Raw genomic sequence first — 26,147 nt, 5'->3', positions numbered from 1 at the left:
CAACGACAGTTTCAGCAACCCTATCCAAAGGAAAAAACATGTTCAACAAAGGACAACTCGCAGGCCTCATGAAGCAGGCACAGGCCATGCAGGACAACCTGAAAAAAGCCCAGGACGACCTGGCGTTTGTCGAAGTCACGGCCGACGCCGGCGCCGGACTGGTGAAAGTCACCATGACGTGCAAGCATGACGTCAAGCGTATCGAGATCGATCCCAGCCTGCTGGCAGAAGACAAGGACATGCTTGAAGACCTGGTGGCCGCCGCCTTCAATGCTGCCGTTCGCAAGGCCGAGGAAGTCAGCCAGGAAAAAATGGGCAAGCTCACGGCGGGCATGCCAGCGCTGCCAGGCGGCATGAAGTTTCCTTTTTAATTTATTGGAGGGCAGTCCGACGCAGGCGCATGTCTTTTTGTCTCTCTATCCCCTGCTGATTTATACCCGTATTGACGAATGCAGTAAATGAACATAAACGCCCTTGACGGCCTGTCCCAGGCATTGCGCAAACTTCCAGGCGTAGGTGCCAAGTCGGCAGCACGCATGGCCTTTCACCTGCTGCAGCACGACAAGTCTGGCGCTTTGCAGATTGCGCGCGCACTGGACCACGCAGTTCAAAGCATTGGGCACTGCGCGTTGTGCAACACCCTGACCGAGCAGGAGGTTTGTGTGACCTGCGCTGATACGCAGCGCGACCGCTCCAAGCTTTGCGTTGTGGAAACACCGGCCGATCAAGCGGCGCTTGAGCGAACGCTTGCCTATCGGGGCCTGTATTTTGTGCTGATGGGCAAGCTTAGCCCGCTGGACGGCATAGGCCCGAACGACATCGGCCTGCAAAAATTATTTGATCGTGTGGCGCCCCGAAATGACAACGGAGAACTTTTGCCGACTGCTGACCGTGAAGTTCAGGAAGTTATTTTGGCGACCAATTTCACTGCCGAAGGGGAAGCCACAGCGCATGTAATTGGCCAGGCGCTTAAAAGCCGCGGCATGCAAGTCACACGTTTGGCGCGCGGCGTACCGGTGGGCAGCGAACTGGAATATGTAGACTTGGGAACAATTGCCCACGCATTGACCGATCGGCGATGAGCTTGCGGACAGCCTGAACCGTTGTCAGGAAGAAAAAATAAGGTTTTTCATGACGCTCGAATATTTCACGATCGCTTACTGGTGCATTCTGGTGGCGTCCTTGCTGCCTATCATCTGCGCCGGCATTGCCAAATATGGATTGATGCGAACCGCTCCTGAAAAAGGCGGCTACGACAACAACAATCCCCGGTCCTGGCTGGCAAGTCAGACGGACTGGCGGGCACGGGCCAATGCAGCACAGGCCAACACCTTTGAGGCTAACCCTTTCTTTTTTGCCGCAGTCATCATTGCCCAACAGCTGCAGGCCAGCCAGGTTCTGCTCAACAGTCTTGCCGTACTGTATGTTGCACTGCGTGTCGTCTACATCGCGCTTTATGTCGGCAACAAGGCCAATGCGCGCTCCATCATTTGGGCGCTGTCCTTTTTCATTAACATAGGCATTCTTTTTTCTGGTTTTCGCTGACTCGTTTGAACTTTCTGATTCACTTTTTACAACATAAATAGTTTTTTGTTACATTCATACACGGGATGATCCTGATGCGGAATTCTTTCGGGCTCGATATGCTGAAACGCATGGTTACAGAGCAGAAAGAAATTTGGAATGGAACGTTTCCCTCGCATCTCCCGTCGGCTATTTACTGGCACCAGCGTGCTGGCGGCGGCAACACTTTGTTGGCCTGCACTACATGCACAAGGTCAGCCTGAAATTAGAAAAATCACAATCTCGGTGGACAACAAGGCCGCTTTGTCCAGCCTGCCCCTGACCATTTCCGAGCATCTTGGTTACTTTCGGGTTGAAGGCCTTGTCGTTGAAATTAACAACTATGAAAGCGGAGCCCAAGCAGTGCATGCGCTGACAGGAAAATCGGCTGATATCTGTTTGGCAGGTTTCGAGCACATTATTCACCTGCAGGCAGCTCAGCAGATGGTTCAGTCGATTGTGCTGCTCGGCAGGGCATCTCAGATTGCCTTTGGGATTTCGACACGAAGTCTTTCGCGTTACAAATCAATTGCGGAATTGAAGGGCAGGAAAATAGGCGTTATCGCATTGAAAAGCGCAAGTACCCTGATGGCTTCCATGGTGTTAGCCCAAGGCGGTTTGAGCGCCAGTGATGTCAGCTTTTTGGAAGTTGGCGAGTTGGAAGGCGCATTGGCTGCGCTGCGCTCTGGTCAAGTGGATGCCATTAGCCACACTGACCCGCTCATGACCATTCTGGAGCAAAAAGGGGAGGTCCGGATCATCAGCGACGCCCGCACCCTCAAGGGTACAGCTGAATTGTTTGGCGGCCCCATGCCAGCGGCCTGCCTGTTTGCGCAACATGACTTCATCCGGAAAAATCCCAATACATGCCAGGCACTGGCCAATGGCATGGTGCATGGCCTGAAGTGGCTTCAGACGGCTGGACCGGGAGATATCATCAAAACCGTTCCCGAAAACTACTTGCTGGGTGACCGTGGGCTGTACATCGCCTCTTTCAACAAGGTACGAGAATCCATTTCCCTGGATGGCATCCTTGCCGACGAAGCACCGCGCACTGCATTAAAGGCGATTGCCGGTTTTGACGCGAGCATTAGAGCCAGCAAAGTTGACTTGTCGAAGACGTACACCAACTCATTTGCACAGCGGGCCAAAGAGCGTTTCAAGGCTTGAATCCAAACCCTGTGAGAATAATGGATCGTGTACAAACGGTTTGCCAGCACGCTTGCAATCAATACATGTCGTCCTGCAACTTGCATCAACTTGATTGTCTAGCGTAGCGATTGAGTTGTTCGTACATTCCCGCTTCAGGCCGATACGGAACCTTCAATCCATAAATATCAAGAGAGTATCCATGAATCTTCACATGAACATTGGTCCGATCGTGGCGCTGATAGCAGGTATTTTGATCCTGCTGATCCCACGTCTTCTGAACTATATCGTCGCCGTCTACCTGATTGTCATTGGTCTGATTGGCCTGTTTGGAACCGGCTCGTTGCGGATTTGACATGGCCAGACTGGCTGCCCCTCAATCATCGGTGATTTACTTTCTTTTTGACTTGACCACTGCCTTGCCAGTGTCGCGCCTGACGGCCTGAACCGCAGTTTTTGACCTTGATCCGCTAGGCTTGCCAACCGCATTTTTGGCCAGTCCGCGTGCGGTGATGGGCAGATGCAGAACTATTTGCTGGCCCCGCTTGAAGGCTGTCTGAATATTGACATTGTTCCAGCTGGCAACGCTGGATTCAGCCACGTTATACCGACTGGCAATGCTCGTAACAGACTCGCCTTTGCGAGCCCTGACCGTCGTACGGCGCGTGGTGATTTCAGGCGCCAGCGAAACTTGGGCATTGTCCGCCACCTGGCTGCTGACGTCGTTGTCCATCCGGGCAGGGCGCGGCACGAGCAGCGTCGAGCCTGCCTTGATAAGCATGCGAGGCGGAATATTGTTCATGCTGCGCAGATCGGATTCGTTCATTCCGGTGTGCCGTGCCGCTTCCGTAACGTTCATGGTGCTGGGCGCTGTCCAAGCGGTCCAGCTGGCATATTGGCCTTGGGTGTAGGCGTCGAAGTTGCGCTGAAATACCAATGCGTTGTCCCAAGGCAGCAAGATTTGCGGCGTTCCCGATGCCAGGATGACAGGGCGGCGGGCAGAAGGGTTGAGCGCTTTGAAAACATCGATTTCAACATCGGCCAGCCGTGCCGCCAGGGCGACGTCAATATCTCGCGTGATCTGCACCTGCTGAAAATACGGGTGGTTCTCAATCAGCGGCAGTTCTGTATTGAACGCCTGTGGATTGGCAACAATATTTTTTACCGCTTGAAGCTTGGGTACATAAAGGCGTGTTTCTGCCGGCATGTTGAGCTCGTCGTAAGTTGTTCCCAGCCCTGCTTTCTGATTTTTTGCAATGGCCCGGCCGACGCTTCCTTCGCCCCAGTTGTAAGCGGCCAATGCCAAGTGCCAGTCGCCAAACATGCCATGGAGTTTTTGCAGATAGTCGAGCGCTGCGCGCGTCGATGCCAGCACGTCGCGACGGTCATCTCTGAAATTATTTTGTTTGAGGTCGAAATATTTTCCGGTAGCGGGCATGAATTGCCACATGCCAGCTGCCTTGGCGCTGGATACCGCCTGCGGATTAAAGGCGCTTTCAATGAAGGGAAGCAGGGCCAACTCGGTCGGCATTTGCCGGCGCTCCAGTTCTTCGACGATGTGAAACAGGTATTTGCTGGAGCGCTCGGTCATGCGCTGGATGTAATCAGGGCGGCTGGCGTACCACTGCTCGCGGTCTGTCACCAGTTCGTTTTGCAAGTCGGGCATTGCAAATCCTTTGCGAATCCGGTCCCATAGTTCCTTGGGCGGCTCGGTGGAGGCAATAGGGAAGGAATTTACCTGGCCGGGTGTGATGGCGCGCAATGGGCCGGTTGGAATCCTCTGGCCCGGGATGGTTCCGGGCCCGGTAGACAGCACCGGGTCGTCCGGCAGGCCTGGCGGCTGCGTGGCGCAACCTGCCAGAACAACCAATGCCATCAGGAACGCAAGTGAAACCAGCCGAAAGCGCTGGAAGGAAAAACAGGATGAAGCAAAAAAGGAAAGCTGGGCGGTTCGAGGGACAGATGTCATTTGAATTGGTTTTTCCATTGCCGCAGGGCAGAAAATACAGTGCTGTCGTCATGGGTTGACGCATCAAGGTGGTGAACGGCGGTCATGGTGTCGGTTTCGCGCGTTCGTAAAAAAGTATTGATCAGGACTTCCAGTCTGATGGTACAGGGCAGGCTTGCTCTGTTTGCGCAACTGGCGGCAATGCTTTTCACAAGTATCCAATTCCGCATTATCAGGCTCAAAGGCAAGCTCAAAACGCAAGTTGGCTACCATGTACTTGTGTGCGCAGCAGACACGTGTTTCGCCGGCAATGCACCAAGCTTGTCATCGATGCCAGCATATGCGCTGGAGCTGCTTTAAACAGATAGACGTAACTCGCTGAAAAAATTGTCGACAAATGCGGAAACAGGAATCAAAAACATGCAGCGGTTTCGATGAATTCAGAAATTACAGGATTGACAGAGTGGCTTGATACCCCGCCGGGGGCCTATTTGCTCGCTTGGGAACGTTCCCTCTTTGATCTGGCTGTGAGTGATATTTTTGGCTACCATGCTCTGCAACTGGGGTTTCCTGAGCTTGATGCGTTGCAAGCCAACCGCATGCCGCACAAATGGGTGGCCCTAGATGCCTTCGAAAAACAGACCTTACCCCTTCCTTCAAAAAGCAGACCGAATAATCGGACAGGGCCTGAGTCGATTAGTTCCCCACGCGCTGCCTTGTATGCCGATTCGGCAGCGCTGCCGTTTCCCGAAAGCAGCCTGGATTTGGTGGTTCTGCCGCACACACTGGAGCTTGGCATTGACCCGCATTCCACCTTGCGCGAGGTGGCGCGCGTTCTCGTACCTGATGGGCGGGTGGTCATAAGCGGCTTCAATCCGGCCAGTCTCTGGGGGTTGCGCCAGCAACGTGGTCACTTTTACCAGCGTTTTGGATACGAGGGACTTTTTTTGCCGGATGCTGGCGAATACATTGGCTATTGGCGGCTTCGCGATTGGCTCAGGCTGCTCGACTTCGAGGTGGAATCGGCTCAGTTTGGTTGCTATCGCCCTGCGCTGAAAAGTCAGCATTGGCTGGACCGGTTTAACTGGATGGACCGCGCCGGAAAACGCTGGTGGCCGATCTTTGGGGCGGTCTATTTTCTGGTGGCCGTCAAGCGTGTGCGCGGCATGCGCTTGTTGGAGCCTGACTGGAAAACACGCAAATCACCAGTGTCTGCTCCTGCCATCGTGGCCAGCAGGAAGCCCGCCGGCTGGGTCAAAATAAGCGACTGAGATTTTCCCAATTTTTAAACCCACCAGGCATTCCTGGCACCACAAGTAGTCCATGACCGATTTAGCAGCAGAGCCACACGTTCCCAGTCAACACATCGTGATTTACACCGACGGTGCCTGCAAGGGCAACCCCGGGCCTGGTGGCTGGGGTGCCTTGCTGTCAGGAAGCGGTACCGAGAAAGAAATTTTCGGTGGCGAGATGGAAACGACCAACAACCGCATGGAGATGACCGCTGTCATCGAGGCCCTTGCGGCCCTGAAAAGACCTTGCAATGTGACCCTTTACCTTGACAGCCAGTATGTACTCAAGGGCATCACCGAGTGGATTCATGGCTGGAAAGCCCGGGGCTGGCGCACGGCGGCAAAGGCACCCGTCAAGAATGTCGATTTGTGGCAGCGGCTGGATGCGCTGATGGTGTCCAGTGGGCACACCATTGATTGGCGTTGGGTCAGGGGTCACAACGGCGATCCGGGCAACGAACGCGCTGATGCGCTGGCCAACAAGGGCGTGGAACGCGCACTAGGACGCATTTGATGCAGCCCGGCGCCAGAGCCCTGACGCGTCTGGCTTTGCAAAAAATTCGCCTTTGGGCCAGAGCGTTGGTGAGCGGCGGTTTCAAGCTCGGTTAATTCCAGCGTGTACCCTGCGTTTTTCCATCCTTCCTGCTACATACATTTGCGATTTCTTTTCTGTCAGGTTAACTTTCTACTCCCTCCCACCATGGCATCAAAAGCAATTTATACCGTGATTGCCGTTGCAGGCAGCATCATGCCGACTTCAGGCATATCTCCTGCCGTGCATAAACCAGCCACCACTGCCATCCGCAATCCGGGCTGAGTCCTGGCTTTTGCCCGAGTTTTCGTGACCAACGCCGGACTGCCGCATGTAACTCGCTGAAATATCCATCCGCCGCCCGGTGTTCGCCACCGTGCTGTCGCTGCTCATTGTGCTGGTCGGTGCGGTCAGCTTCAACCGGCTGACGGTGCGTAAATATCCCAAGATCGACGAGCCGGTCGTCACCGTGAGTGTTCGCTATGCCGGCGCCTCGGCCGAAGTCATCGAGTCGCAAGTGACCAAGCCGCTGGAAGACTCGATTGCCGGCATCGACGGCGTGGATGTCATCACCTCGTTCCGCCGCGCTGACCAAGGGCAGATCAGTGAGCGCTTCCGGTTGGAGAAAGACGCCGATTCGGCTGCCGCCGAGGTGCGCGACCGCACCTCCGGGGTGCGCAACAAGCTCCCGCAGGCGATTGAAGAGCCAGTAATCGCCAAGGTCGAAGCCGACGCGTTTCCGGTCATCCAGCTGGCGTTTTCCAGCGAATCCCTGACGCCGCTGCAAATCAACGACCTGGTCAACCGCATCGTCAAGCCGCGCCTGCAAACCGTCACTGGCGTGGCCGACGTGCGTATTTTCGGCGAACGCAAGTACGCCATGCGCATCTGGCTGGACACCGACAAGCTGGCCTCCTACCGACTGACGACGCAGGATGTCGAGTACGCGATTCGCCGCAGCAACCTGGAACTGCCCGCAGGCCGCATTGAGTCGCAACAGCGTGAATTCAGCGTGACATCGCAAACCAGCCTGCTCAAGCCGGTGCAGTTTGGCGCGATCGTGATCAAGACCGTGAACGGGTTTTCAGTCAGGGTTCGCGATGTGGCGCGGGTCGAGGAAGGCGCGGCTGACGAACGCACCGTCGTCCGGCTGAATGGCCGCCCGGCCGTCGGCGTGGGCGTGATCCGCCAGGCCACGGCCAATCCGCTTGATTCGTCCAAAGGCGTGAAGGCCGCCATTCCCCAGCTCAAGGCAGTCCTGCCGCCCGATGTGCTGATCGACATTGCCAACGACAACTCGGTGTTCATCGATCGCTCGGTCAAGAACGTGTACCAGACCATCTTCGAGGCCGTCCTGCTGGTCGCGCTGGCGCTGGCCATCGGCCTGGTGGTCAATGACGCCATTGTGATGCTGGAAAACATCTTTCGCCATATCGAGGAGGGCATGGACCCGTTTTCCGCCGGCTTGCCAAAAACCCCGGCATCGTCTCGCCCGACGTGGACCTGCGGCTGAACAAGCCTGAACTGCGCATCGATGTGGAGCGCGACAAGGCAGCCGACCTGGGGGTGAGTGTTGAAGTCGTGGCCAAGGCTATTGAAACGCTGCTTGGCGGTCGCAACATGACCCGCTACAAGCGCGGTGCCGAGCAATACGACGTGGTGGTGCAAACAGCCGCCAGCGGCCGCACCACACCCGAAGACATTGACCGTATTTACGTGCGCGGCCGCAATGACGCCATGATCCCGCTTTCCAGCCTGGTCAAGGTAACCGAAAGCGTGTCGCCGCGCGAGCTGAACCATTTTGACCAACGCCGTTCAGTGTCCATCACTGCCAGTTTGGCGGCTGATTCTTCGCCGGGTGAAGCGCTTGTATTCATGGACCAGACGGCCGCCAAAGTTTTGAAGTCCGGATACAGCACCGACCTGAACGGCACGTCAAGGGAATTCAGGAATTCGCAAGGGGCCCTGGTGATTGTGTTCGTGCTGGCGCTAGTATTCATTTTCCTGTTGCTGGCCGCACAGTTCGAGAGCTTAGTCGATCCGCTGGTGATCATGCTGTCGGTGCCACTGTCGATGATTGGCGCATTGCTGGCGCTCAAGTGGAGCGGCGGCTCGCTCAATGTCTATTCGCCGATCGGGTTGATCACGCTGGTTGGCCTCATCACGAAGCACGGCATCTTGATTGTCGAGTTCACAAACCTGCTGCGCATGCAGGGCATGGAGATGATCGATGCGCTGGTGAAAGCATCTTCGCAGCGGTTGCGCCCCATCTTGATGACCACCGGCGCCATGGTGCTGGGCGCATTGCCGCTGGCGCTGGCTTCAGGCGCCGGGGCTGAAAGCCGTACCCAGATTGGCTGGGTCATCGTGGGGGGCATGTCGCTGGGCACGCTGCTGACCGTGTTTGTGGTGCCAACGATGTATGCGCTGTTTGCCCGTTCTTCGGTGCCCGGCGCGAAAACTGCCGAGGTGCGGGAGGCGCCTGCCGGGCAATAGCCGCTGGCTGGCAAATAAAGATGTCAAAAGTAATGATTTCCCGTCATTCGTTCCCGCATTGGCGGGAAGCCAGCCACACGGACTGAAGCGCTCAAGTGTTTGCCAATATCACCCGAGGCACTCAAACGGTTGACCCCGATTTTCTTCTGGACTTTTGGGCCTGCGTACAGTGGTGAAGCACTGCTTTTGCTCAAATACATCCACGGCGCAATCTTGCGCTGGCTTGGCGTTAAAACAAGAGGGTGAAAATAATGAAACTGCTGATCTGGGGCGTGACCGGTTTTTTTGCGTTGTTGTGGACCGGTGCCGCTTCCATGCTGGCGGCTGCTCTCAACTGGCTGGCCGCCTCGTCCGCTGATCCGGCAATTCGCGGCGCTCAGGCCATGGCGCAGTGGCCCTTGCCCGACTGGCTGGCCGCGTGGATGCCGCCCGGCGTCATTGAGCCGCTGAAGGCCAGTATCAGCGAACTGATGGATTCCGTGGTCACGGCCACCAGCTGGATCGTGCCAATGCTGGGCTGGCTGTCGCCGCTGGTCTGGGTCATCTGGGGAGTGGTGCTGGTGCTAATGCTGGTGTTGGCCGGCGGCTTTCATATTCTGTCGGCGCGCAATTCCCGCCCGGCGGCCTGAAGCAATACCGGTTTCAAATGGCGCCAGCTGCCATTGATTTGAAAGGACAGGTAGCGATGCGCCGGAACGCCGCGTTGCCAGGCTACTTCATAATCGCCTTGGTGTAGTTTGCCGCGCACCATGCCCATGTCGATCAACTGGCTCTTATGTAGAGGCCGGCTGATTTTCACCAACAAGAATCAATTTTTTCAGAGTCGAAATTTCAAACGACAAGGGTTTGAAAAATTGACTTGATGCAGTTATTTTTTTCAAATCAGTGCAATCATTCGCAAAGTTGTAAAACAAACTTCGCTGCTGCAAGGTCAAGCAAGGGCCTGCCTGTTTGCTTCGGAAATGGAATTACACTGCCTCACCGCCATCTCCAATGCCATGCATCCCCTTGTTCGCCACGCCTGCCCATCAGGCCCTATGACCTCAAACCGTCGCAACCGTTTTGCCACGGTAGTGTTTGCGTTGGCGAGTCTGTTGTTCATGCATTTCGCCGTGGCCGCCTATTCTTGCCCTGGCGGTCTGGCGATGGGCATCAAGGCGGCGGAGATCACCATCACGACGCAGGTTGACATGCCTTGCGCCGAATCCATGGCGTTCACCATGGATGACGAGCAACCCAGCCTGTGCCATGCGCATTGCCAGGCCAGCCAGCAGAGTACCGACAAATACCAGGTGCCTGGAATCGCAACTCTGGCTGATCTGGGAACCGACTTCCCGCTGCCCCGCGTTGTCCCCACACCCATGGGTGCGGCGCTGCAAGCACCGCTTCTCAGGCGCACCACCGTGCCGCCTTTGACCGTGCGCAACTGCTGCTTTCGTATTTAAATCCTCCAGCTCCTAGCCACTGCCTGAGCACGCCATGCGTGCCGGCAGCTTGTTTTGTTGTCTGGAGGTTTTATGTTTTCTCTTTGTTCCATGGGTCTCATTCGACGGGTCGCAGCGGCTGCGCTGCTGGCTAACGCCACAATGCCGCTTTGGGCGGCCGAACCCTTGTCTTTGCCGCAAGCACAGCAGCTGGCTGCCGCCCGGTCCCAGCAATTGCTGGCCCAGGATGCCAGCGCGAAAGCGGCGCGGGAAATGGCGGTGTCGGCCGGCCAGTTGCCCGATCCGGTCCTCAAACTCGGCGTGACCAACCTGCCGGCCGATGGCCCGGACCAATTCAGCCTGACGCGCGACTTCATGACGATGCGCTCTGTGGGCGTCATGCAGGAAATTACCCGCAGTGACAAGCGACAGGCGCGGTCTGCCCGTCTTGAGCGAGAAGCCGAAACGGCCGAAGCGGGGCGCCGGGTGGCGCTTGCCAGCTTGCAGCGCGAGACAGCCATTGCCTGGCTCGACCGTTTTTACCAGGAACGAATGCGCGGGTTACTGCGCACCCAGCGGGACGAAGCCAAGCTGCAGATCGAAGCGGCAGATGCCCTCTACCGGGGTGGTCGCGGATCGCAGGCTGACCTCTTTGCGGCGCGCTCTGCGGTGGCGCAACTTGACGACCGACTGGCGTTGGCCGATCGGCAAATTGAAACCGCAACCACCCAACTGGCCCGCTGGGTAGGTGCCGAAGCCGCAAAGCCACTGGGTGCGCCGCCTGCCCTTGATAGGGTCAGCCTGCATTCGGGAAATCTCGAATCTCAGCTTGCAAACCAGCCAGAAATTGATGTTTTGATGCGCAAGGAGGCCACGGCACAAGCCGATGTCGAGTTGGCGCTGGCAAACAAAAAATCCGATGTCAGCGTCGAGCTGATGTATTCCCAGCGTGGACCGGCTTTCTCCAACATGGTTTCGATAAATATGTCGATTCCGCTGCAATGGAATCAAAAAAACCGCCAAGACCGGGAGCTTGGGGCCAGGCTGGCTTTGCTGGAGCAGGTGCGCGCCGAACGCGAAGAAGGCACGCGCATGCAAGTCGCGCAGACGCTGGCAATGTTGCAGGAGTGGCGCAGCAACCGTGAACGCCTGGGCCGCTATGACGCCTCGCTGTTGCCGCTGACCTCAGAACGAACGCGCGCTGCCATCGCGGCCTATCGCGGTGCGGCGGGGTCGCTCACTGCCGTGCTGGAGGCGCGGCGTGGGGAAGTCGATATGCAAATGGAAAGACTCCGCCTGGAGATGGACACTGCGCGCCTGTGGGCCCAGATCAACTATCTGATTCCTGCGGCGAAAGACATGGCTTTCAACGCACACCCATGAACCTACAACCAAAAAAAAGAACATGAAACTCAAACCCCTCATCATTGGCTTGGTCATGGCCAGCCTTCTCAGTGTCGCCGGCTACGGCGTGTACATGGTCGGCATGCAGCGCGGCATGGGCATGGCCCCAGCTGCCGTTTCCATCCCTCAAGGCCCCAATGCCGCGACCGGTACGGTTCCGCAAAGCATCGCCGAAGGCGAAGATGCCACCCGCCGGCATATCAGCTCTGGCATCAAGGCGGGCGATATGGACCCTGTCGCTGGCAAGAAGGTCCTGTATTACCAGGACCCGATGGTGCCTGGCAACAAGTTCGACAACCCGGCCAAATCTCCCTTCATGGACATGATGCTGGTGCCCGTCTATGCCGGCGGCGATGGTGACCAGGGAAAGGTGACCGTGAGTGCCCGCGTCCAGCAAAACCTGGGGGTGCGCACCGCACAGGTAACCGAAGGCACACTGTCGCCAAAAATGTCTGCTGTCGGCAGCATAGCCTTCAACGAGCGCGACCAGGCCATCGTCCAGGCACGTGCAACCGGTTATGTGGAACGCCTGTATGTGCGTGCCACGCTGGATCGGGTCGCCAAGGGCCAGCCACTGGCCGAACTCTATGTGCCGGACTGGGTGGCCGCTCAGGAGGAATTTCTTTCGGTGCGTCGCATGCAAGGCACCGATCTGGCCGTGCTGGTCGACGGTGCCCGCCAGCGCATGCGCCAGGCCGGCATGAGCGACGCGCAGATTCGGGGGGTGGAAACCTCTGAAAAAATCCAGGCGCGCATCACCGTCGTGGCCCCCATCGCCGGGGTGCTGGTGGAATTGATGGCCCGCGAGGGCATGACCGTGATGCCAGGGGCCACCTTGTTCCGCATCAACGGCTTGTCCACGGTCTGGGCCAATGCCGAGGTGCCCGAGGGCCAGGCCGCGTTGGTACGCGTGGGGGCCAAGGTGCAGGCCAGCAGTCCGGCCGTGCCGGGAATGACGTTTGAGGGCAAGGTGCAGGCTATCTTGCCGGAGGTGAACGCGGCCACCCGGACACTGAAAGCCCGGCTTGAACTGGCCAATCCTGGCGATCGCCTGGTTCCCGGCATGTTCGTTGAGATGCAGTTCACGGACACGCGTAACGAAAAAGCCCTGCTGATTCCGACCGAAGCAGTGATCCAGACCGGCAAGCGCATGGTGGTGATACTGGCCGAGGACAATGGCAGGTTTCGCCCGGTCAATGTGCAGGCCGGGATCGAAAGCGGCGGACAGACCGAGATCAAGCGCGGCCTGTTGGCCGGTCAACGCGTGGTGGTGTCTTCGCAATTCCTGATCGATTCCGAGGCCAGCCTTAAAGGGGTCGAGGCACGTCTCAATGAGGCGCCCAAGCCAGCGGTTGCCAGCGCAGCGCTGCGGTATGAAAGTGAAGCGAAGCTCGATGCCATGGGTCCTGATGCACTCACCCTGTCCCATGGCCCCATCCCGGCGCTGAAGTGGGGCGCGATGACCATGGATTTCAAGCGTCCGCCCGCTGAGAAGCTGCCGCCCAATCTGCAAGCTGGCGACCGGGTGAGTTTTGAGTTTTACATGGATGCCGAGGGATTGCCGCAACTCACCCGCGTATCCCCGCTGGCACCTATGCCTCAAGCCGCCGGAGGCGCCAAGTGATTGCCCAACTCATTCGCTGGTCAATCGTCAACCGCTTTCTGGTGCTGCTGGCGACCGTGATGCTGGGCGCCTGGGGCGTGTATTCGGTGCTTAAAACCCCCCTTGATGCCTTGCCGGACCTGTCCGATGTCCAGGTGATCATCCGGACCACCTACCCGGGCCAGGCGCCGCGCATTGTCGAGAACCAGATCACCTACCCGATGACGACGACGATGCTCTCGGTGCCCGGCGCCAAGACGGTGCGGGGCTACTCGTTCTTCGGCGATTCCTACGTTTATGTGCTGTTCGAGGATGGCACCGACCTTTACTGGGCGCGCTCGCGGGTGCTGGAGTACCTGAACCAGGTGCAGTCGCGCTTGCCCGCAGGCGCCAAGGCCACGCTTGGGCCGGATGCAACGGGTGTCGGCTGGATTTACCAGTATGCGCTGGTCGACCGCAGCGGGACGCAGGATGCCGGCCAGCTCAGGGCCTTGCAGGACTGGTTTTTGAAGTATGAATTGAAAACCATCCCCAATGTGGCCGAGGTCGCCTCGGTGGGCGGCATGGTGCGCCAGTACCAGATCGTGCTCGACCCTGACAAGCTGGCCGCTTACGGCATCCCGCACACCAAGGTGGTAGAAGCCGTACAAAACGCCAATCAGGAAGCCGGCGGTTCGGTGCTCGAAATGGGTGAAGCTGAATACATGGTCCGGGCATCAGGCTATCTGCAAGGCCTGGACGACTTCCGGAAAATACCGCTCATGACGACCGACGCCGGTGTATCTGTACGCCTGGGCGACGTGGCACGTATCCAGATAGGGCCTGAAATGCGGCGCGGCATCGGCGAGCTTGACGGTGAAGGCGAAGCCACCGGCGGCGTCATCGTGATGCGTTCCGGAAAAAATGCGCTGGAGACCATTGCAGCGGTCAAGAAAAAACTCAAGACCCTGCAGGCCAGCCTGCCCCAGGGCGTGGAAATCGTGCCGGTGTACGACCGTTCGGGCCTGATCGAGCGTGCGGTGGAGAACCTGACGTACAAGCTGCTGGAAGAGTTTTTGGTGGTCGCGGTGGTGTGTTTTATTTTCCTGTTTCACATGCGCTCGGCCCTGGTTGCGATCATCTCGCTGCCACTGGGCATCCTGACGGCATTCATCGTGATGCGCTACCAGGGCGTCAACGCCAACATCATGTCGCTGGGCGGCATTGCGATTGCCATTGGCGCCATGGTCGATGCGGCAGTGGTGATGATCGAGAACGCGCACAAACACCTGGAAAACTGGAACCACAAGCACCCGGACGAAAAACTCGAAGGGCCTGCCCGCTGGCACGTCATTGGCGAGGCGGCTGCCGAGGTGGGCCCGGCGCTGTTTTTCTCGCTGTTGATCATCACGCTGTCGTTCATTCCGGTGTTCACACTGGAGGGCCAGGAGGGGCGCTTGTTCTCGCCGCTGGCCTTCACCAAGACCTATGCCATGGCCGCCGCCGCCGGCTTGTCGATCACCTTGATTCCGGTGCTGATGGGCTACCTGATCCGGGGCCGTATTCCCGATGAAAAGAGCAATCCGCTGAATCGCTTGCTCATCGCTGTCTATCGCCCCTTGCTGGAAGTGGTCCTGCGTGCGCCCAAGATGACGCTGGTGGTAGCTGGCGTGGCTTTGGTGCTCAGCCTTTGGCCCTTGCAGCACATCGGCAGCGAATTCATGCCCCGACTTGACGAAGGCGATCTGCTTTACATGCCCACGGCCTTGCCGGGTCTCTCGGCGGGCAAGGCGGCCGAACTGCTGCAGCAGACCGATCGCCTGATCAAAACCGTTCCCGAGGTGGCCAGCGTCTATGGCAAGGCGGGCCGCGCTGAAACCGCCACGGACCCGGCACCGATGGAAATGTTTGAAACCACCATCCAGTTCAAGCCCAAGGACCAGTGGCGCGCCGGCATGACCGCCGACAAGCTGGTCGAGGAACTGGACCGCATCGTCAAGGTGCCGGGCCTGTCCAACATCTGGGTGCCGCCGATCCGCAACCGCATTGACATGCTGGCCACCGGCATCAAGAGCCCGGTGGGGGTGAAAGTGGCGGGTGCCGACCTTGCCACGATTGACCGGATTACCGGCGAGATCGAGCTGGCGCTCAAAGATGTCCCGGGTGTGAGCAGCGCGCTTGCCGAACGCCTGACGGGCGGGCGTTACGTGGACATCGACATCCGGCGCGACGACGCCGCGCGCTACGGGCTGAATATCTCAGACGTGCAGTCGGTCATCTCGTCTGCTATCGGGGGTGAAAATATCGGGGAAACCGTCGAGGGACTGCAGCGTTTCCCGATCAATATGCGCTACCCCCGAGAGATGCGGGATTCTTTGGAGAAACTTCGAAATCTGCCCATCATCACCAAGCGTGGCCAGCGTCTGGTGCTGTCCGACGTGTCGGATGTAAAAGTCACAGACGGCCCCCCCATGCTTCGCAGCGAAAACGCCCGGCTGACAGGCTACGTTTACGTGGATATTCGTGACCGGGACTTGCGCTCTGCCGTGAAGGACATGCAGCAGGCTGTGGCCAAACAGGTTAATTTGCCGCCAGGCTATTCGATTTCCTGGTCAGGCCAGTTCGAGTTTCTGGAGCGTGCCACGGCCAAGCTCAAGGTGGTGGTGCCGTTCACGCTGCTCATTATCTTTGTGCTGCTCTACCTGTGCTTTGGCTCCTTCGGAGAAGCGTTGCTGATCATGGCGACACTGCCTTTCGCCATGGTGGGGGGGATCTGGCTGCTGTATTTGCTCAACTACAACTTCTCGGTGGCGGGCGCTGTCGGGTTCATTGCGCTGGCAGGGGTGTCTGCGGAATTCGGCGTGATCATGCTTTTGTACTTGAAAAGTGCGTGGAACGACCGCATCGAGGGCGGCAAGGCCACTGCCGACGATCTGCTGGATGCCATTCGGGACGGTGCCGTGCTGCGAGTCCGGCCCAAGGCCATGACGGTGGCGGTGATCCTGGGCGGCCTGGTTCCGATCATGTGGGGTGCGGGCACTGGCTCGGAGGTAATGCAGCGCATCGCCGCGCCCATGGTGGGCGGCATGATCACCGCGCCGCTGCTGTCAATGTTCGTGATTCCGGCTGTTTACCTGCTGATGCGCAGACCACGGCTGAAAACGTCGTCTCGTTGGCAGTTCTGGAAAGGCCGCCAGGCGCCCGCCTGACCTCCTGACCTGTCATGGCGCTATATGGCGCCGTCGAACATCATCACATCGACCTCATCGCCTACGGCGATGTTGCCCTGGTGGTGGTGCAGCACGATGAGCCCGTTGGCCTCGGCCATCGAGCGCAGCACGCCCGAGCCCTGACTGCCGGTGGTCTTGACCTGCAGCGAACCATCCGGCGCGGTTGAAACCCAGCCGCGCTGGTACTCGGTGCGGCCCGGTTTCTTGCGAAGGGCTTCGCGGCTGTGGGCCTTGAGCAGCAGCAGCGGCTCGGGTGTTGCGCCCATCATTTGCAGCAGGGCAGGGCGCACAAACGCCAGGAAGGTCACCATCACCGCCACCGGGTTGCCGGGCAGGCCAAACAACACCGCGCCTTTGCTTTCATTTTGATAGCTGTTAGTGCCCGTTCCACTTGCGCCAGGTGCCAATTTGATGTTTGAGATACGTCCCACCGCCATGGGCCGGCCCGGCCGCATGGCGATGCGCCAAAACGCCACGTCACCGAGCTTTTTCATCATCGCCTTGGTGTAGTCCGCCTCGCCGACGCTGACGCCGCCGGAAGTGATGATGGCGTCCGCCTGCCGGGCGGCGTTGGTGAACGCAGCTTCGAGCAGTGCGGGTTCGTCGCGCACCACGCCCAGGTCGATAACCTGGCAACCCAGTCGGCTGAGCAGGCCGAAGACGGTGTAGCGGTTGCTGTCGTACACGGCGCCTTCGCGCGGCGCTTCGCCCAGCGACAGGATTTCGTCGCCGGTGGAAAAGTAGGCCACGCGCAGGGGCCGCCAGGTTAACAGTGTTTTAAGACCCAAAGAGGCTGCCAGCCCAAGCCGGGCGGGCGTGAGAAGCTCGCCTTTTTGCAGCGCTGGCTGGCCCTGCGCCAGGTCTTCCCCGCGCAGGCGGCGGTTGTCCCCCAGACACAGCAGGCCCGCCGGAATCGTGACGGTTTCCTGCTCACCGGTTCGGCGCAACTGGACGAATTCCTGCGGAACCACCGTGTCCAGACCGGCCGGCATGATGGCCCCGGTCATGATCTTCACGCACTGGCCGGGATGGACGCTGCCCTGCCAGGCCTTGCCGGCCAGCGCCGTGCCAGCAACGTGCAACTCCAGCGCAGCATTTGACGCCAGTTCAGCACCTGAAAATGCAAAACCGTCCATGGCCGAGTTGTCATGCGGCGGCACGTCGAAGGGCGAAACCACATCGGCTGCGAGAACCCGGCCAAGCGCTTCAAACAAGGGCGTCTCGACCGTGTCCTGAACCGGCGTCACCAGCCGGGCCAGAAAATCGCGCACGCCGTCGGCCGTCATGGCCTGCGGGTCATAGCCCTGCAACTGGGCGGCAATGGCGTCGATGGCGTTCACGGCTGCCTGGCTTCGAGCTGATGCAGTTCGGCCAGCGTGTTGGCGTTGAAAAAGGCATGCGGCGCATCGCCGGGCTGGTCAAACGGCACGATGACGGTGTGGTGCTGCGCCGTCCAGGCGTCGATCTTGCGGCCGCCGGCCTGGGTGAAACGCGCCAGGCTTTCAAGCATGTCCACGCCCATCAGGCAAAACACCGGCTGCGGCCGCAACTGGCCAACTTCTTCACGCGCGGCGGCCACGGCAAAGTCAGCGCCTTCCCGCGCCATCGCGTCGGCCATGCGCGCGACCAGATCGGTGGGAAACAGCGGCGTGTCGCACGGCACGGTGAGCAGATAAGGTGTTTCGCACCGTTCCAGGCCTGTAATGAAACCGGCCAGCGGCCCCGCATAGTCGCCCAGCGAAGTGGTGTCAGGCCAGATCGGAACGCCAAAGGATTCGTAGGCAGACAGGTTGCGGTTGGCATTGATCATGATTTCGCCCACCTGCGGCGACAGCCGCATCAAGGTGTGCAATGCCAGCGGCACGCCGTTGAAGTTTTGCAGCCCCTTGTCCGCGCCCCCCATGCGCGAGCCGCGTCCGCCCGCCAGGATCACGCCCGTGATGGCTTCGGCATGCAAAGGTGTCTTCATGTTCATGGTCATCCAGTGTTCCTAAAAATGTGCATTATGCGAAGCGACAAGCGCAGTGGCGTCACCTCTTCCCCAGCAGGGGCCGCGGAACTGGCTTCGCCAGGCCGCAGGCGCAGCGGCCCCCTCGGGGGGCAGCGAACCACACGCAGTGGGGAGCGTGGGGGCCACACTCACCCGCCGATGTAACTCATTTCAATGCGCTTGGCATCGCCTGCCGGACTGGCATCGGGCGGCAACCCGGCGCGCAATTCCGAATAGCGGTCCGAACGCGCCTGCCAGATCGGCCCAATGGCAGCGGCGATCTGCTCGTCGGCCAGATTTCCGCGCAGCAAGGCGCGCAGGTCGTGGCCCTGGCTGGCGAACAGGCATAAAAACAGCTTGCCTTCTGTGGACAGCCGCGCGCGGTTGCATTCGCCGCAAAACGCCTGGGTCACACTGCTGATCACGCCAATTTCCCCCGCGCCGTCAAGATAGCGCCAGCGTTCGGCGGTTTCGCCGCTGTAGTTGGGGTCGATGGCCGTCAAGGGGAATTCGGCGTGCAAGCGATCAATCACTTGGCGGGAGGGCAACACCTCGTCCATGCGCCAGCCGTTGGTCGCGCCCACGTCCATGAATTCGATAAACCGCAGCACCGCGCCGGAATGCCGGAAATGCCGAGCCAGCGGCAGAATCTGGTGGTCGTTGGTACCGCGCTTGACGACCATGTTGACCTTGACCGGCGCCAGGCCGACCTGGTGCGCCACCTCGATACCCCGGAGCACGTCGGCGACCGGAAAGTCAACGTCGTTCATGCCGCGAAAAATCGCGTCGTCCAGCGCATCGAGACTGACGGTGACGCGCTGCAGACCGGCGTCCTTCAGCGACTGGGCTTTTCGGGCCAGCAGTGATCCATTGGTCGTCAGCGTGATGTCCAGCGGCTTGCCCCCAGGGGTTTGCAGCTTTGCCAGCATGCCGACCAGCACTTCCAGGTTCTTGCGCAGCAAGGGTTCACCGCCAGTAAGCCTGATTTTTTCGACGCCGTGGGCGACGAAAATCGTCGCCAGACGGGTGATTTCCTCAAAGCTCAGCAGCGAGCTTTGTGGCAAAAACGCATAGTCCTTGTCGAAAGTCTCGCTCGGCATGCAGTAGTTGCAGCGAAAGTTGCAGCGGTCCGTCACGCTGATGCGCAAATCGCGCAGCGGCCGGCCCAGTGTATCGCTGAGCAGGCCGCTTGGCGCTGTCAGGTGGGCCGGGACGGCGGGAATGCGGCTGGCATAACGCAGGTCTGCCAGGGGAATGATCTTGCGTGGTGTGTCTGTCATGGTGATGGGCCTTAGGGGAGAATTTACCCCATCGGTCTGTCCCGCCCCCGCGCCGCCTGCTTTACCCACGGAAGATATGCGTGATCGGTGCGGCCCAGGTCAAGGGCTCGCGTCTTTTTTCCTCAGACACAACGGGCGCCATCCACCTCCAGGCACACGCCACTGATGAAGTCGGCCTCGTCGCTGGCCAAATAGAGCACCGCATTGGCCACGTCCAGCGCGGTCGAAAACCGCCCCAGCGGAATGCTCGCCCGAAAGCGTGCCTTGCGCGTTTCATCGAGCGGGCCGCCGGCAAAGTCGGCTGACAGGCCGGTGTCGGGGTTGAACACCGGGTTCACGCAATTGACCCGGATGTTGTCCGGCCCCAGTTCGGCCGCCAGCGACTTTGAGGTGGTGATGACTGCGCCCTTGGAGCCGTTGTACCAGGTCAGGCCGGGGCGGGGCCGCACGCCGGCGGTGGAGGCAATGTTGATGAAGCTGCCGCCGCCCTGGCTTCTGAACACCGGCGTCGCATGGATGGTCGCCAAATAGATGCTCTTGACGTTGATGGCGTAGCACTTGTCAAAATCGTCCTCGCTCACATCCAGCGCCGGCTGGTTGCGGTGCGTCCAGCCGGCATTGTTGACCATCACGTCAAGCCGGCCGTAACGCTGGACGGCAGCGTTGACCAGTGCCTTGACTTCATCCGATTTGGTGACATCGGCGGCAAAGAATGACGCGGTGCCGCCAGCCTTGACGATGGCGGCGACCACCTTTTCGCCCAGTTCGGCATGGATGTCGTTGACGATGACCTGGGCGCCTTGGGCCGCCAGCCGCCGGGCGATGCCTTCGCCGATGCCGCCACCGGAACCGGTGACGATGATGGATTTGTTCTTGACGCGCATGGGTGTTGTCTCCGGGTTGGTTACTATTTATTTGATAGCTGTCAGCGCTTGCCAGCTGTGGGCTGGAAGCCTTTTTTAATCGTTATTTGTCTTTTGTGAAGCCTGTTGTCAAGTCTCGGCCACTCCATGGCTTATGCGCCATTCGATGCCATCAGTGGTGCGCAAGTCGGGCCCGCACAGTCTGCAATTCATCGCAGGACGGTGGGGCTGGGCAAGCCTGAACCCGACAACAGGCTGCGGCGCAAGTCGCGCGGCTGTCTAGCCATGCCGCACGGCTACCGTCTTCAGCGTGGTGAACCCATACAGCGCCTCGAAGCCCTTTTCCCGGCCATAGCCTGACGACTTCACGCCGCCGAAGGGCAGCTCGACACCGCCGCCAGCACCGTAGTTGTTGATGAACACCTGGCCGCTCCTGATGCGTCTGGACATGCGGAACTGGCGCGCGCCGTCGGCGGTCCAGATGCCGGCGGCCAGCCCGAAGCGGGTGGCGTTGGCCAGTTCGACGGCCTCGTCCTCATCCTTAAACTGCAGCGCGCACAGCACGGGCCCAAAGACTTCTTCCTGCATCAGGCGGTGGTCGGCCGGCACGTCGCACAGCAGCGTAGGCGCCTGGTAAAAGCCGCTGTCCGGCGCTTCATCGACGATCTGGCCCTGCGCCACCATCGGAATGCCGGCGACATGGGCATCGCTCAAAAAGTCCCACACGCGCTGCTGCTGGCTCTGGCGAATCAATGGGCCGACGTCCAGGTCCATGGCGGCCGGGCCGACGCGCAGAGCTTCAAACGCCTGCCCCAGTCGCGCCAGCAAGGGATCGTAGATGGCCTGTGCAATCAGCAGGCGCGAGCCCGCCGAGCAGGTCTGCCCGGCGTTTTGCACGATGCCGTTGATGATGGCGGGGATGGCCGCGTCCAGGTCGGCGTCGGCGAACACGATCTGCGGGCTTTTGCCGCCCAGTTCCAGCGTGACCGGGCAGTGCCGCTCGGCCGCCACCTGCTGAATCAGCGTTCCTATGTTGGGGCTGCCGGTGAAGCTGATGTGGTCGATGCCGGCGTGGCGGGCCAGCGCGTCGCCCACTTCATGCCCATAGCCTGTGACGATATTCAGGGCGCCGGCCGGAAAGCCCACCTCGGCGGCCAGTTCGGCCACGCGCAGCAACGACAGGCAGGCGTCTTCGCTGGGTTTGACGACGCAGACATTGCCCGCCGCCAGCGCGCCGCCAACGCTGCGGCCAAAAATCTGCATCGGGTAGTTCCACGGAATGATGTGGCCGGTCACACCGTGCGGCTCGCGCCAGGTCATCACGCTGTAGCCCTCCAGGTAGGGGATCGTGTCGCCATGCAGCTTGTCGCAGGCGCCGGCATAAAACTCGAAGTAGCGGGCCAGCGCCAGGGCGTCGGCCTTGGCCTGCCGGGTCGGTTTGCCGCAGTCGCGCTGCTCGATGAGGGCCAGTTCATCGGCATGTTCGGCCACCTTGACCGACAGGCGCATCAAAAGCCGTCCGCGCTCGGTGCCGCTGAGCCGGCACCAGACCAGTTCCAGGCAGTCTCTGGCGCTGCGCACCGCCACGTCGATGTCATGCGCCGTGCTGCGCTGGATGTTGTCGAAAACCTGACCATCGGAAGGATCAATGACCGCAATGGTCTTTCCGGAGAGGGACGGGACGCGGGTGTTGGCAATGTAGTTGAGTTGCATGGACATGATTTTGCGTGAATGTGGCGTACAAGGCTACCTCTTCGCCGAAAGCTTCAGCACGACAGCCCCGCCCCGCCGCTTGAAGCGACGCAAGCCCGACTGCTGCCAGCAACAGTTATGGAACGGACCGCGCCGTAGCCCTTGACCGGTTCAGGGCGTCTTGATGCCTGCAGTCTTGATGACCCGTGTCCAGCGCGCTTCTTCGCTCTTGACGAACCCGGCGTAGTGTTTGGCGCCTTGCACCGGCACGACAAAACCCTGCGATTCCAGGCGCTGCTTGACGGCAGGCGACTCCATGGCCTGCACCAGTGCCGCTTCGAGCTTGTCGACGATCGGCTGGGGTGTGCCCCTGGGTGCGGAAATGCCCGACCATGACAGCGCTTCAAACCCCTTGTAGCCGGACTCGGCCACAGTTGGCACATCGGGGTACAGCGCATTGCGCTGGGCGCTCGATACCGCCAGCGGGCGCAATTTGCCGGCCTTGACGTGCTGCAGCGCCACGTCCTGGTTGATGAACATCATCTTGATCGTGCCACCCAGGATGTCGGTCATCATCGGGCCGCCACCACGGTAGGGAATGCCCAGCATGAAGATGCCGGCGGTCTGCTTGAACTGCTCCATCGCCATATGGCCGGAGGCGGCTGGCGTGTAGCCGTAGTCCAGCTTGCCGGGGTTGGCCTTGGCGTAGTCGACCAGTTCCTTCACCGTCTTGAATGGGGTGCTGGGATGCACCACCAGCACATTCGGGCCGGAATGCACCTGCGAGATGTGCATGAAATCGGTGTTGGAGTCGTATTTCGGGAAAGGCTCCAGGCCGTGGGCCACGGCGTTTTGACCGACGCCAGTCTGGATCAGGGTGTACCCGTCGGGCGTGGCCTTGGCACCGCGCTCGGTGCCGATCACGCCGCCGGCACCGCCGATGTTCTCGACGATGAAGGGTTGCTTGAGGATCTTGCCCAGTTCCTCGGCAACCAGCCGGCCCATCACGTCGCTGGTGCCACCGGCGGGGAAGGGAACGATGATCTTCACCGGTTTGTTGGGGTAGTCGGACTGGGCCAGGGCTGCGCCCGTTGATGCTATGAAAACAATAGCTGAAAATGCAATGGTGATAAGCGCAAGACGTCTTTTTGACATAAATTTATCTCCTGATGAAGTAGGTTGGCGTGTGGCAGGGCGCAGCGCGCCAATGGACGGCGATTCAGCGCCCCTTGGCTTGACGCCAGACTGCAAAATCGTCCTTGGATTGCTGCTGCGTGGGCGGGTACAGGCCGATGATGGCGCGGCCCTTGAGCACTTCTTCGGTCACGAAATCCTCGAAGGCCGTCATTTCCACCGCCTCGTCGGCAACCTCGTCGGCCAGGTGCGCCGGAATCACGAACACGCCTTCCTGGTCGCCGACGATCACGTCGCCCGGAAACACCGCCACGTCGCCGCAGCCAATCGGCACGTTGATGTCCAGCGCCTGGTGCAATGTCAGGTTGGTCGGGGCCGACGGGCGCTGGTGGTAGGTGGGGAAGGGCAGCACGGCGAGCTCGGGCGAATCGCGAAAGCCGCCGTCGGTGACGATGCCGGCGGCGCCGCGCACCATCAGCCGCGTGATCAAAATCGAGCCGGCCGAGGCGGCGCGGGCGTCCTTGCGGCTGTCGATCACCAGGACCGCGCCTTCGGGGCACTGCTCGACGGCGACGCGCTGCGGGTGCTTGGGGTCCTGGAACACGCTGATCGGGTTCAGGTCTTCGCGCGCTGGAATATAGCGCAGCGTGAAGGCTTCGCCCACCATGGTCGGCAGGCTGGGGTTGATGGGACGCACCTCCTGGATGAACTGGTTGCGCAGGCCGCGCTTGAACAGGGCAGTGCACAGCGTGGCGGTGCTGACGGTCTTGAGCTTGTCACGCGTCGCGGGATTGAGTGCCATTGGAGGGTCTTTCGCTTTCAGTAAATGTCGGGCTCGCCGATGGGCGCGCCGAACGAGGTTTCAAGAAAATCAAAATCGCAGCCGGTGTCGGCCTGCTGGATGTGCCGGGCGCTCATCCAGCCGTAGCCGCGCTCGAAGCGCTTGGGCGGCGGCGTCCAGGCGGCGCGGCGCCGGGCCAGTTCGTCGTCGCTGACTTCAAGGTGAATGCGCCGGGCCGGCACATCGACGCTGATCAGGTCGCCGGTCTTGACCAGTGCCAGCGGGCCGCCGATATAGGCCTCGGGCGCGACGTGAAGGATGCAGGCGCCGTAGCTGGTGCCGCTCATGCGCGCGTCCGAGATGCGCAGCATGTCCTTGACGCCCTGCTTGACCAGCTTGAGCGGGATCGGCAGCATGCCCCACTCGGGCATGCCGGGGCCACCCTGCGGTCCGGCGTTGCGCAAAATCATGATGTGGTCGGCCGTCACGTCGAGGTTTTCGTCGTCGACGGCGGCTTTCATCGACGGGTAGTCGTCGAACACCAGCGCCGGGCCGGTGTGCTGAAAATAGCGCGGCGCGCAGGCGCTGGGCTTGATGACGCAACCATCCGGCGCCAGGTTGCCGCGCAGCACGGCCAGCGCGCCTTCGGCATAGATCGGGTTGTCCAGCGGCCGGATCACGTCGTGGTTGTAAACCTCGGCGCCGACCAGGTTGTCGCCCAGCGGCTTGCCGGTGACGGTCAGCGCATCGAGCTTGAGGTGGTCTTTCAGCACGCTCATCATGCCGAGCATGCCGCCGGCGTAGTAAAAATCTTCCATCAGGTAGGTGTCGCCGCTCGGCCGGATGTTGGCGATCACCGGCACCTTGCGGCTGGCGGCGTCAAAGTCGTCCAGTCCGACGGCGCAATGCTCGCCGGCACGGCGTGACATGGCGACGAGGTGAATGATGGCGTTGGTCGAGCAGCCCATCGCCATGGCGACGGTGATGGCGTTCTCGAACGAGGCGCGCGACAGCAGTTTGGCCGGTGTCAGGTCTTCCCAGACCATGCTGACAATGCGGCGGCCGCATTCGGTGGCCATGCGGATGTGGTTCGAATCCACGGCCGGAATCGACGACGCGCCGGGGAGCGTCAGGCCCATCGCCTCGGCAATGCCGGTCATGGTGCTGGCCGTTCCCATCGTCATGCAGTGGCCATGGCTGCGCGCAATGCCGCCTTCGACTTCCAGCCACTGCGCCTTGTTGATCTTGCCCGCGCGGCGTTCGTCCCAGTATTTCCACGTGTCCGAACCCGAACCCAGCACCTTGCCCTTGACGTTGCCGCGCAGCATCGGGCCGGCCGGCATGAAGATGAAGGGCATGCCGGCGCTGAGCGCCCCTAGCACCAGGCCGGGCGTGGTCTTGTCGCAGCCGCCCATCAGCACCGCGCCGTCAATCGGGTGGCTGCGCAGCAGTTCCTCGACGTCCATCGCCAGCAGGTTGCGGTACAGCATGGTGGTCGGCTTGACCAGCGATTCGGACAGCGACAGCGCAGGCAGCTCCAGCGGAAAGCCGCCGGCCTGCAGTACGCCGCGTTTCACGTCTTCGACGCGCTGCTTGAAGTGGCCGTGGCAGGTACCGATGTCGCTCCAGGTGTTCAGGATGGCGATGACCGGCTTGCCTTCCCAGTCCTCGGGGCCGTAGCCCAGCTGCATCACCCGCGAGCGGTGGCCGAAAGACCGCACATCGTCCGGCGCAAACCAGCGCGCGCTGCGCAATTCTTCATAGGTCTTGTGTTTCATCAGAAGGGC

At 60.3% G+C, this 26,147-nt stretch carries 22 protein-coding genes and 2 pseudogenes; 13 read left to right on the top strand and 11 right to left on the bottom strand.

The features are described from left to right. Nucleotides 1-38: 38 nt before the first annotated feature. From IWX87_RS11905 to IWX87_RS11885, 5 genes are all read left to right on the top strand, one after another. A complete protein-coding gene (locus IWX87_RS11905; RefSeq protein WP_196863736.1) occupies nucleotides 39-371 on the top strand; it encodes a YbaB/EbfC family nucleoid-associated protein in 333 nt (110 codons plus the stop codon). Between the two features lie 87 nt (nucleotides 372-458). After that, nucleotides 459-1,082, top strand: a complete 624-nt coding sequence (gene recR / locus IWX87_RS11900) for a recombination mediator RecR (protein ID WP_196863735.1) — start codon at nucleotides 459-461, stop codon at nucleotides 1,080-1,082. Nucleotides 1,083-1,131: 49 nt separating this feature from the next. After that, nucleotides 1,132-1,545, top strand: a complete 414-nt coding sequence (locus IWX87_RS11895) for an MAPEG family protein (protein WP_196863734.1) — start codon at nucleotides 1,132-1,134, stop codon at nucleotides 1,543-1,545. A gap of 138 nt (nucleotides 1,546-1,683) precedes the next feature. Next, nucleotides 1,684-2,733, top strand: a complete 1,050-nt coding sequence (locus IWX87_RS11890; RefSeq protein WP_196863733.1) for an ABC transporter substrate-binding protein — start codon at nucleotides 1,684-1,686, stop codon at nucleotides 2,731-2,733. A 181-nt stretch (nucleotides 2,734-2,914) separates the two neighbouring features. Next, complete coding sequence (locus IWX87_RS11885) at nucleotides 2,915-3,067, top strand: DUF3096 domain-containing protein (RefSeq protein WP_196863732.1); 153 nt, start codon at nucleotides 2,915-2,917, stop codon at nucleotides 3,065-3,067. A gap of 36 nt (nucleotides 3,068-3,103) precedes the next feature. Here the strand turns inward: IWX87_RS11885 and IWX87_RS11880 are convergent, their stop codons facing one another. Next, nucleotides 3,104-4,588: a transglycosylase SLT domain-containing protein gene (locus tag IWX87_RS11880; protein WP_196863731.1), complete on the bottom strand. Its 1,485-nt coding sequence runs from the start codon at nucleotides 4,586-4,588 to the stop codon at nucleotides 3,104-3,106. An 89-nt stretch (nucleotides 4,589-4,677) separates the two neighbouring features. Further along, a pseudogene (locus IWX87_RS19705) lies at nucleotides 4,678-4,933 on the bottom strand (hydroxyacylglutathione hydrolase C-terminal domain-containing protein). Nucleotides 4,934-5,094: 161 nt separating this feature from the next. Between IWX87_RS19705 and IWX87_RS11865 the strand changes: the two are divergent. The 4 genes and pseudogenes from IWX87_RS11865 (at nucleotide 5,095) to IWX87_RS11850 (ending at nucleotide 9,609) form a co-directional block, all read left to right on the top strand. Next, nucleotides 5,095-5,931, top strand: a complete 837-nt coding sequence (locus IWX87_RS11865; protein ID WP_196863728.1) for a class I SAM-dependent methyltransferase — start codon at nucleotides 5,095-5,097, stop codon at nucleotides 5,929-5,931. Nucleotides 5,932-5,983: 52 nt separating this feature from the next. Continuing rightward, the gene (gene rnhA, locus IWX87_RS11860; RefSeq protein ID WP_196863727.1) at nucleotides 5,984-6,466 is read left to right on the top strand and encodes a ribonuclease HI; all 483 of its coding nucleotides are present in this window, start codon (nucleotides 5,984-5,986) and stop codon (nucleotides 6,464-6,466) included. Nucleotides 6,467-6,830: 364 nt separating this feature from the next. Next, a pseudogene (locus IWX87_RS11855) lies at nucleotides 6,831-8,980 on the top strand (efflux RND transporter permease subunit). Nucleotides 8,981-9,231: 251 nt separating this feature from the next. Beyond that, the gene (locus tag IWX87_RS11850) at nucleotides 9,232-9,609 is read left to right on the top strand and encodes a hypothetical protein (RefSeq protein ID WP_196863726.1); all 378 of its coding nucleotides are present in this window, start codon (nucleotides 9,232-9,234) and stop codon (nucleotides 9,607-9,609) included. Here the strand turns inward: IWX87_RS11850 and IWX87_RS11845 are convergent. After that, a complete protein-coding gene (locus tag IWX87_RS11845; RefSeq protein ID WP_196863725.1) occupies nucleotides 9,570-9,785 on the bottom strand; it encodes a hypothetical protein in 216 nt (71 codons plus the stop codon). The genes IWX87_RS11850 and IWX87_RS11845 overlap by 40 nt on opposite strands. Before the next feature lie 232 nt (nucleotides 9,786-10,017). Here IWX87_RS11845 and IWX87_RS11840 point away from each other — a divergent pair, with 232 nt between their 5' ends. The 4 genes from IWX87_RS11840 to IWX87_RS11825 all read left to right on the top strand — a co-directional run bounded on the left by IWX87_RS11840 (nucleotide 10,018) and on the right by IWX87_RS11825 (nucleotide 16,599). Beyond that, entirely contained in the window at nucleotides 10,018-10,425 is a 408-nt protein-coding gene (locus IWX87_RS11840) for a hypothetical protein (protein WP_196863724.1), read from the top strand. A gap of 90 nt (nucleotides 10,426-10,515) precedes the next feature. Next, complete coding sequence (locus IWX87_RS11835; RefSeq protein ID WP_231374756.1) at nucleotides 10,516-11,787, top strand: TolC family protein; 1,272 nt, start codon at nucleotides 10,516-10,518, stop codon at nucleotides 11,785-11,787. A gap of 22 nt (nucleotides 11,788-11,809) precedes the next feature. Then, nucleotides 11,810-13,432: an efflux RND transporter periplasmic adaptor subunit gene (locus tag IWX87_RS11830; protein ID WP_196863722.1), complete on the top strand. Its 1,623-nt coding sequence runs from the start codon at nucleotides 11,810-11,812 to the stop codon at nucleotides 13,430-13,432. Further along, on the top strand, nucleotides 13,429-16,599 hold the full coding sequence (locus IWX87_RS11825; protein ID WP_196863721.1) for an efflux RND transporter permease subunit: 3,171 nt from the start codon (nucleotides 13,429-13,431) through the stop codon (nucleotides 16,597-16,599). Before IWX87_RS11830 ends, IWX87_RS11825 begins: the two co-directional genes overlap by 4 nt. Before the next feature lie 20 nt (nucleotides 16,600-16,619). Here IWX87_RS11825 and glp read toward each other — a convergent pair whose 3' ends face one another. The 8 genes from glp to araD all read right to left on the bottom strand — a co-directional run bounded on the left by glp (nucleotide 16,620) and on the right by araD (nucleotide 26,138). Beyond that, nucleotides 16,620-17,960, bottom strand: coding sequence for a gephyrin-like molybdotransferase Glp (glp, locus tag IWX87_RS11820; RefSeq protein WP_196863720.1), 1,341 nt, complete (start codon nucleotides 17,958-17,960; stop codon nucleotides 16,620-16,622). Continuing rightward, nucleotides 17,957-18,601, bottom strand: a complete 645-nt coding sequence (mobA, locus tag IWX87_RS11815) for a molybdenum cofactor guanylyltransferase MobA (protein ID WP_196863719.1) — start codon at nucleotides 18,599-18,601, stop codon at nucleotides 17,957-17,959. Before mobA ends, glp begins: the two co-directional genes overlap by 4 nt. A 158-nt stretch (nucleotides 18,602-18,759) precedes the next feature. Then, on the bottom strand, nucleotides 18,760-19,890 hold the full coding sequence (gene moaA / locus IWX87_RS11810; protein ID WP_196863718.1) for a GTP 3',8-cyclase MoaA: 1,131 nt from the start codon (nucleotides 19,888-19,890) through the stop codon (nucleotides 18,760-18,762). A 122-nt stretch (nucleotides 19,891-20,012) separates the two neighbouring features. Then, nucleotides 20,013-20,774 (bottom strand): SDR family oxidoreductase, encoded by a 762-nt coding sequence (locus IWX87_RS11805; protein WP_196863717.1) that lies wholly within the window; start codon nucleotides 20,772-20,774, stop codon nucleotides 20,013-20,015. Nucleotides 20,775-21,032: 258 nt separating this feature from the next. Then, a complete protein-coding gene (locus IWX87_RS11800) occupies nucleotides 21,033-22,466 on the bottom strand; it encodes an aldehyde dehydrogenase family protein (RefSeq protein WP_196863716.1) in 1,434 nt (477 codons plus the stop codon). Between the two features lie 150 nt (nucleotides 22,467-22,616). Further along, nucleotides 22,617-23,600 (bottom strand): tripartite tricarboxylate transporter substrate binding protein, encoded by a 984-nt coding sequence (locus IWX87_RS11795; RefSeq protein ID WP_196863715.1) that lies wholly within the window; start codon nucleotides 23,598-23,600, stop codon nucleotides 22,617-22,619. Nucleotides 23,601-23,664: 64 nt separating this feature from the next. Further along, nucleotides 23,665-24,381 carry a ribonuclease activity regulator RraA gene (locus IWX87_RS11790; protein ID WP_196863714.1) on the bottom strand — a complete coding sequence of 239 codons (717 nt, stop codon included), beginning with the start codon at nucleotides 24,379-24,381 and terminating at the stop codon, nucleotides 23,665-23,667. 17 nt (nucleotides 24,382-24,398) lie between these two features. Further along, nucleotides 24,399-26,138, bottom strand: a complete 1,740-nt coding sequence (araD, locus tag IWX87_RS11785) for an L-arabinonate dehydratase (RefSeq protein WP_196863713.1) — start codon at nucleotides 26,136-26,138, stop codon at nucleotides 24,399-24,401. Nucleotides 26,139-26,147: the final 9 nt, after the last annotated feature.

The organism is Polaromonas sp. CG_9.7 (assembly GCF_015752205.1).
GTDB lineage: Bacteria > Pseudomonadota > Gammaproteobacteria > Burkholderiales > Burkholderiaceae_C > Polaromonas.
This window is presented reverse-complemented; position numbering and strand designations above follow the sequence as displayed.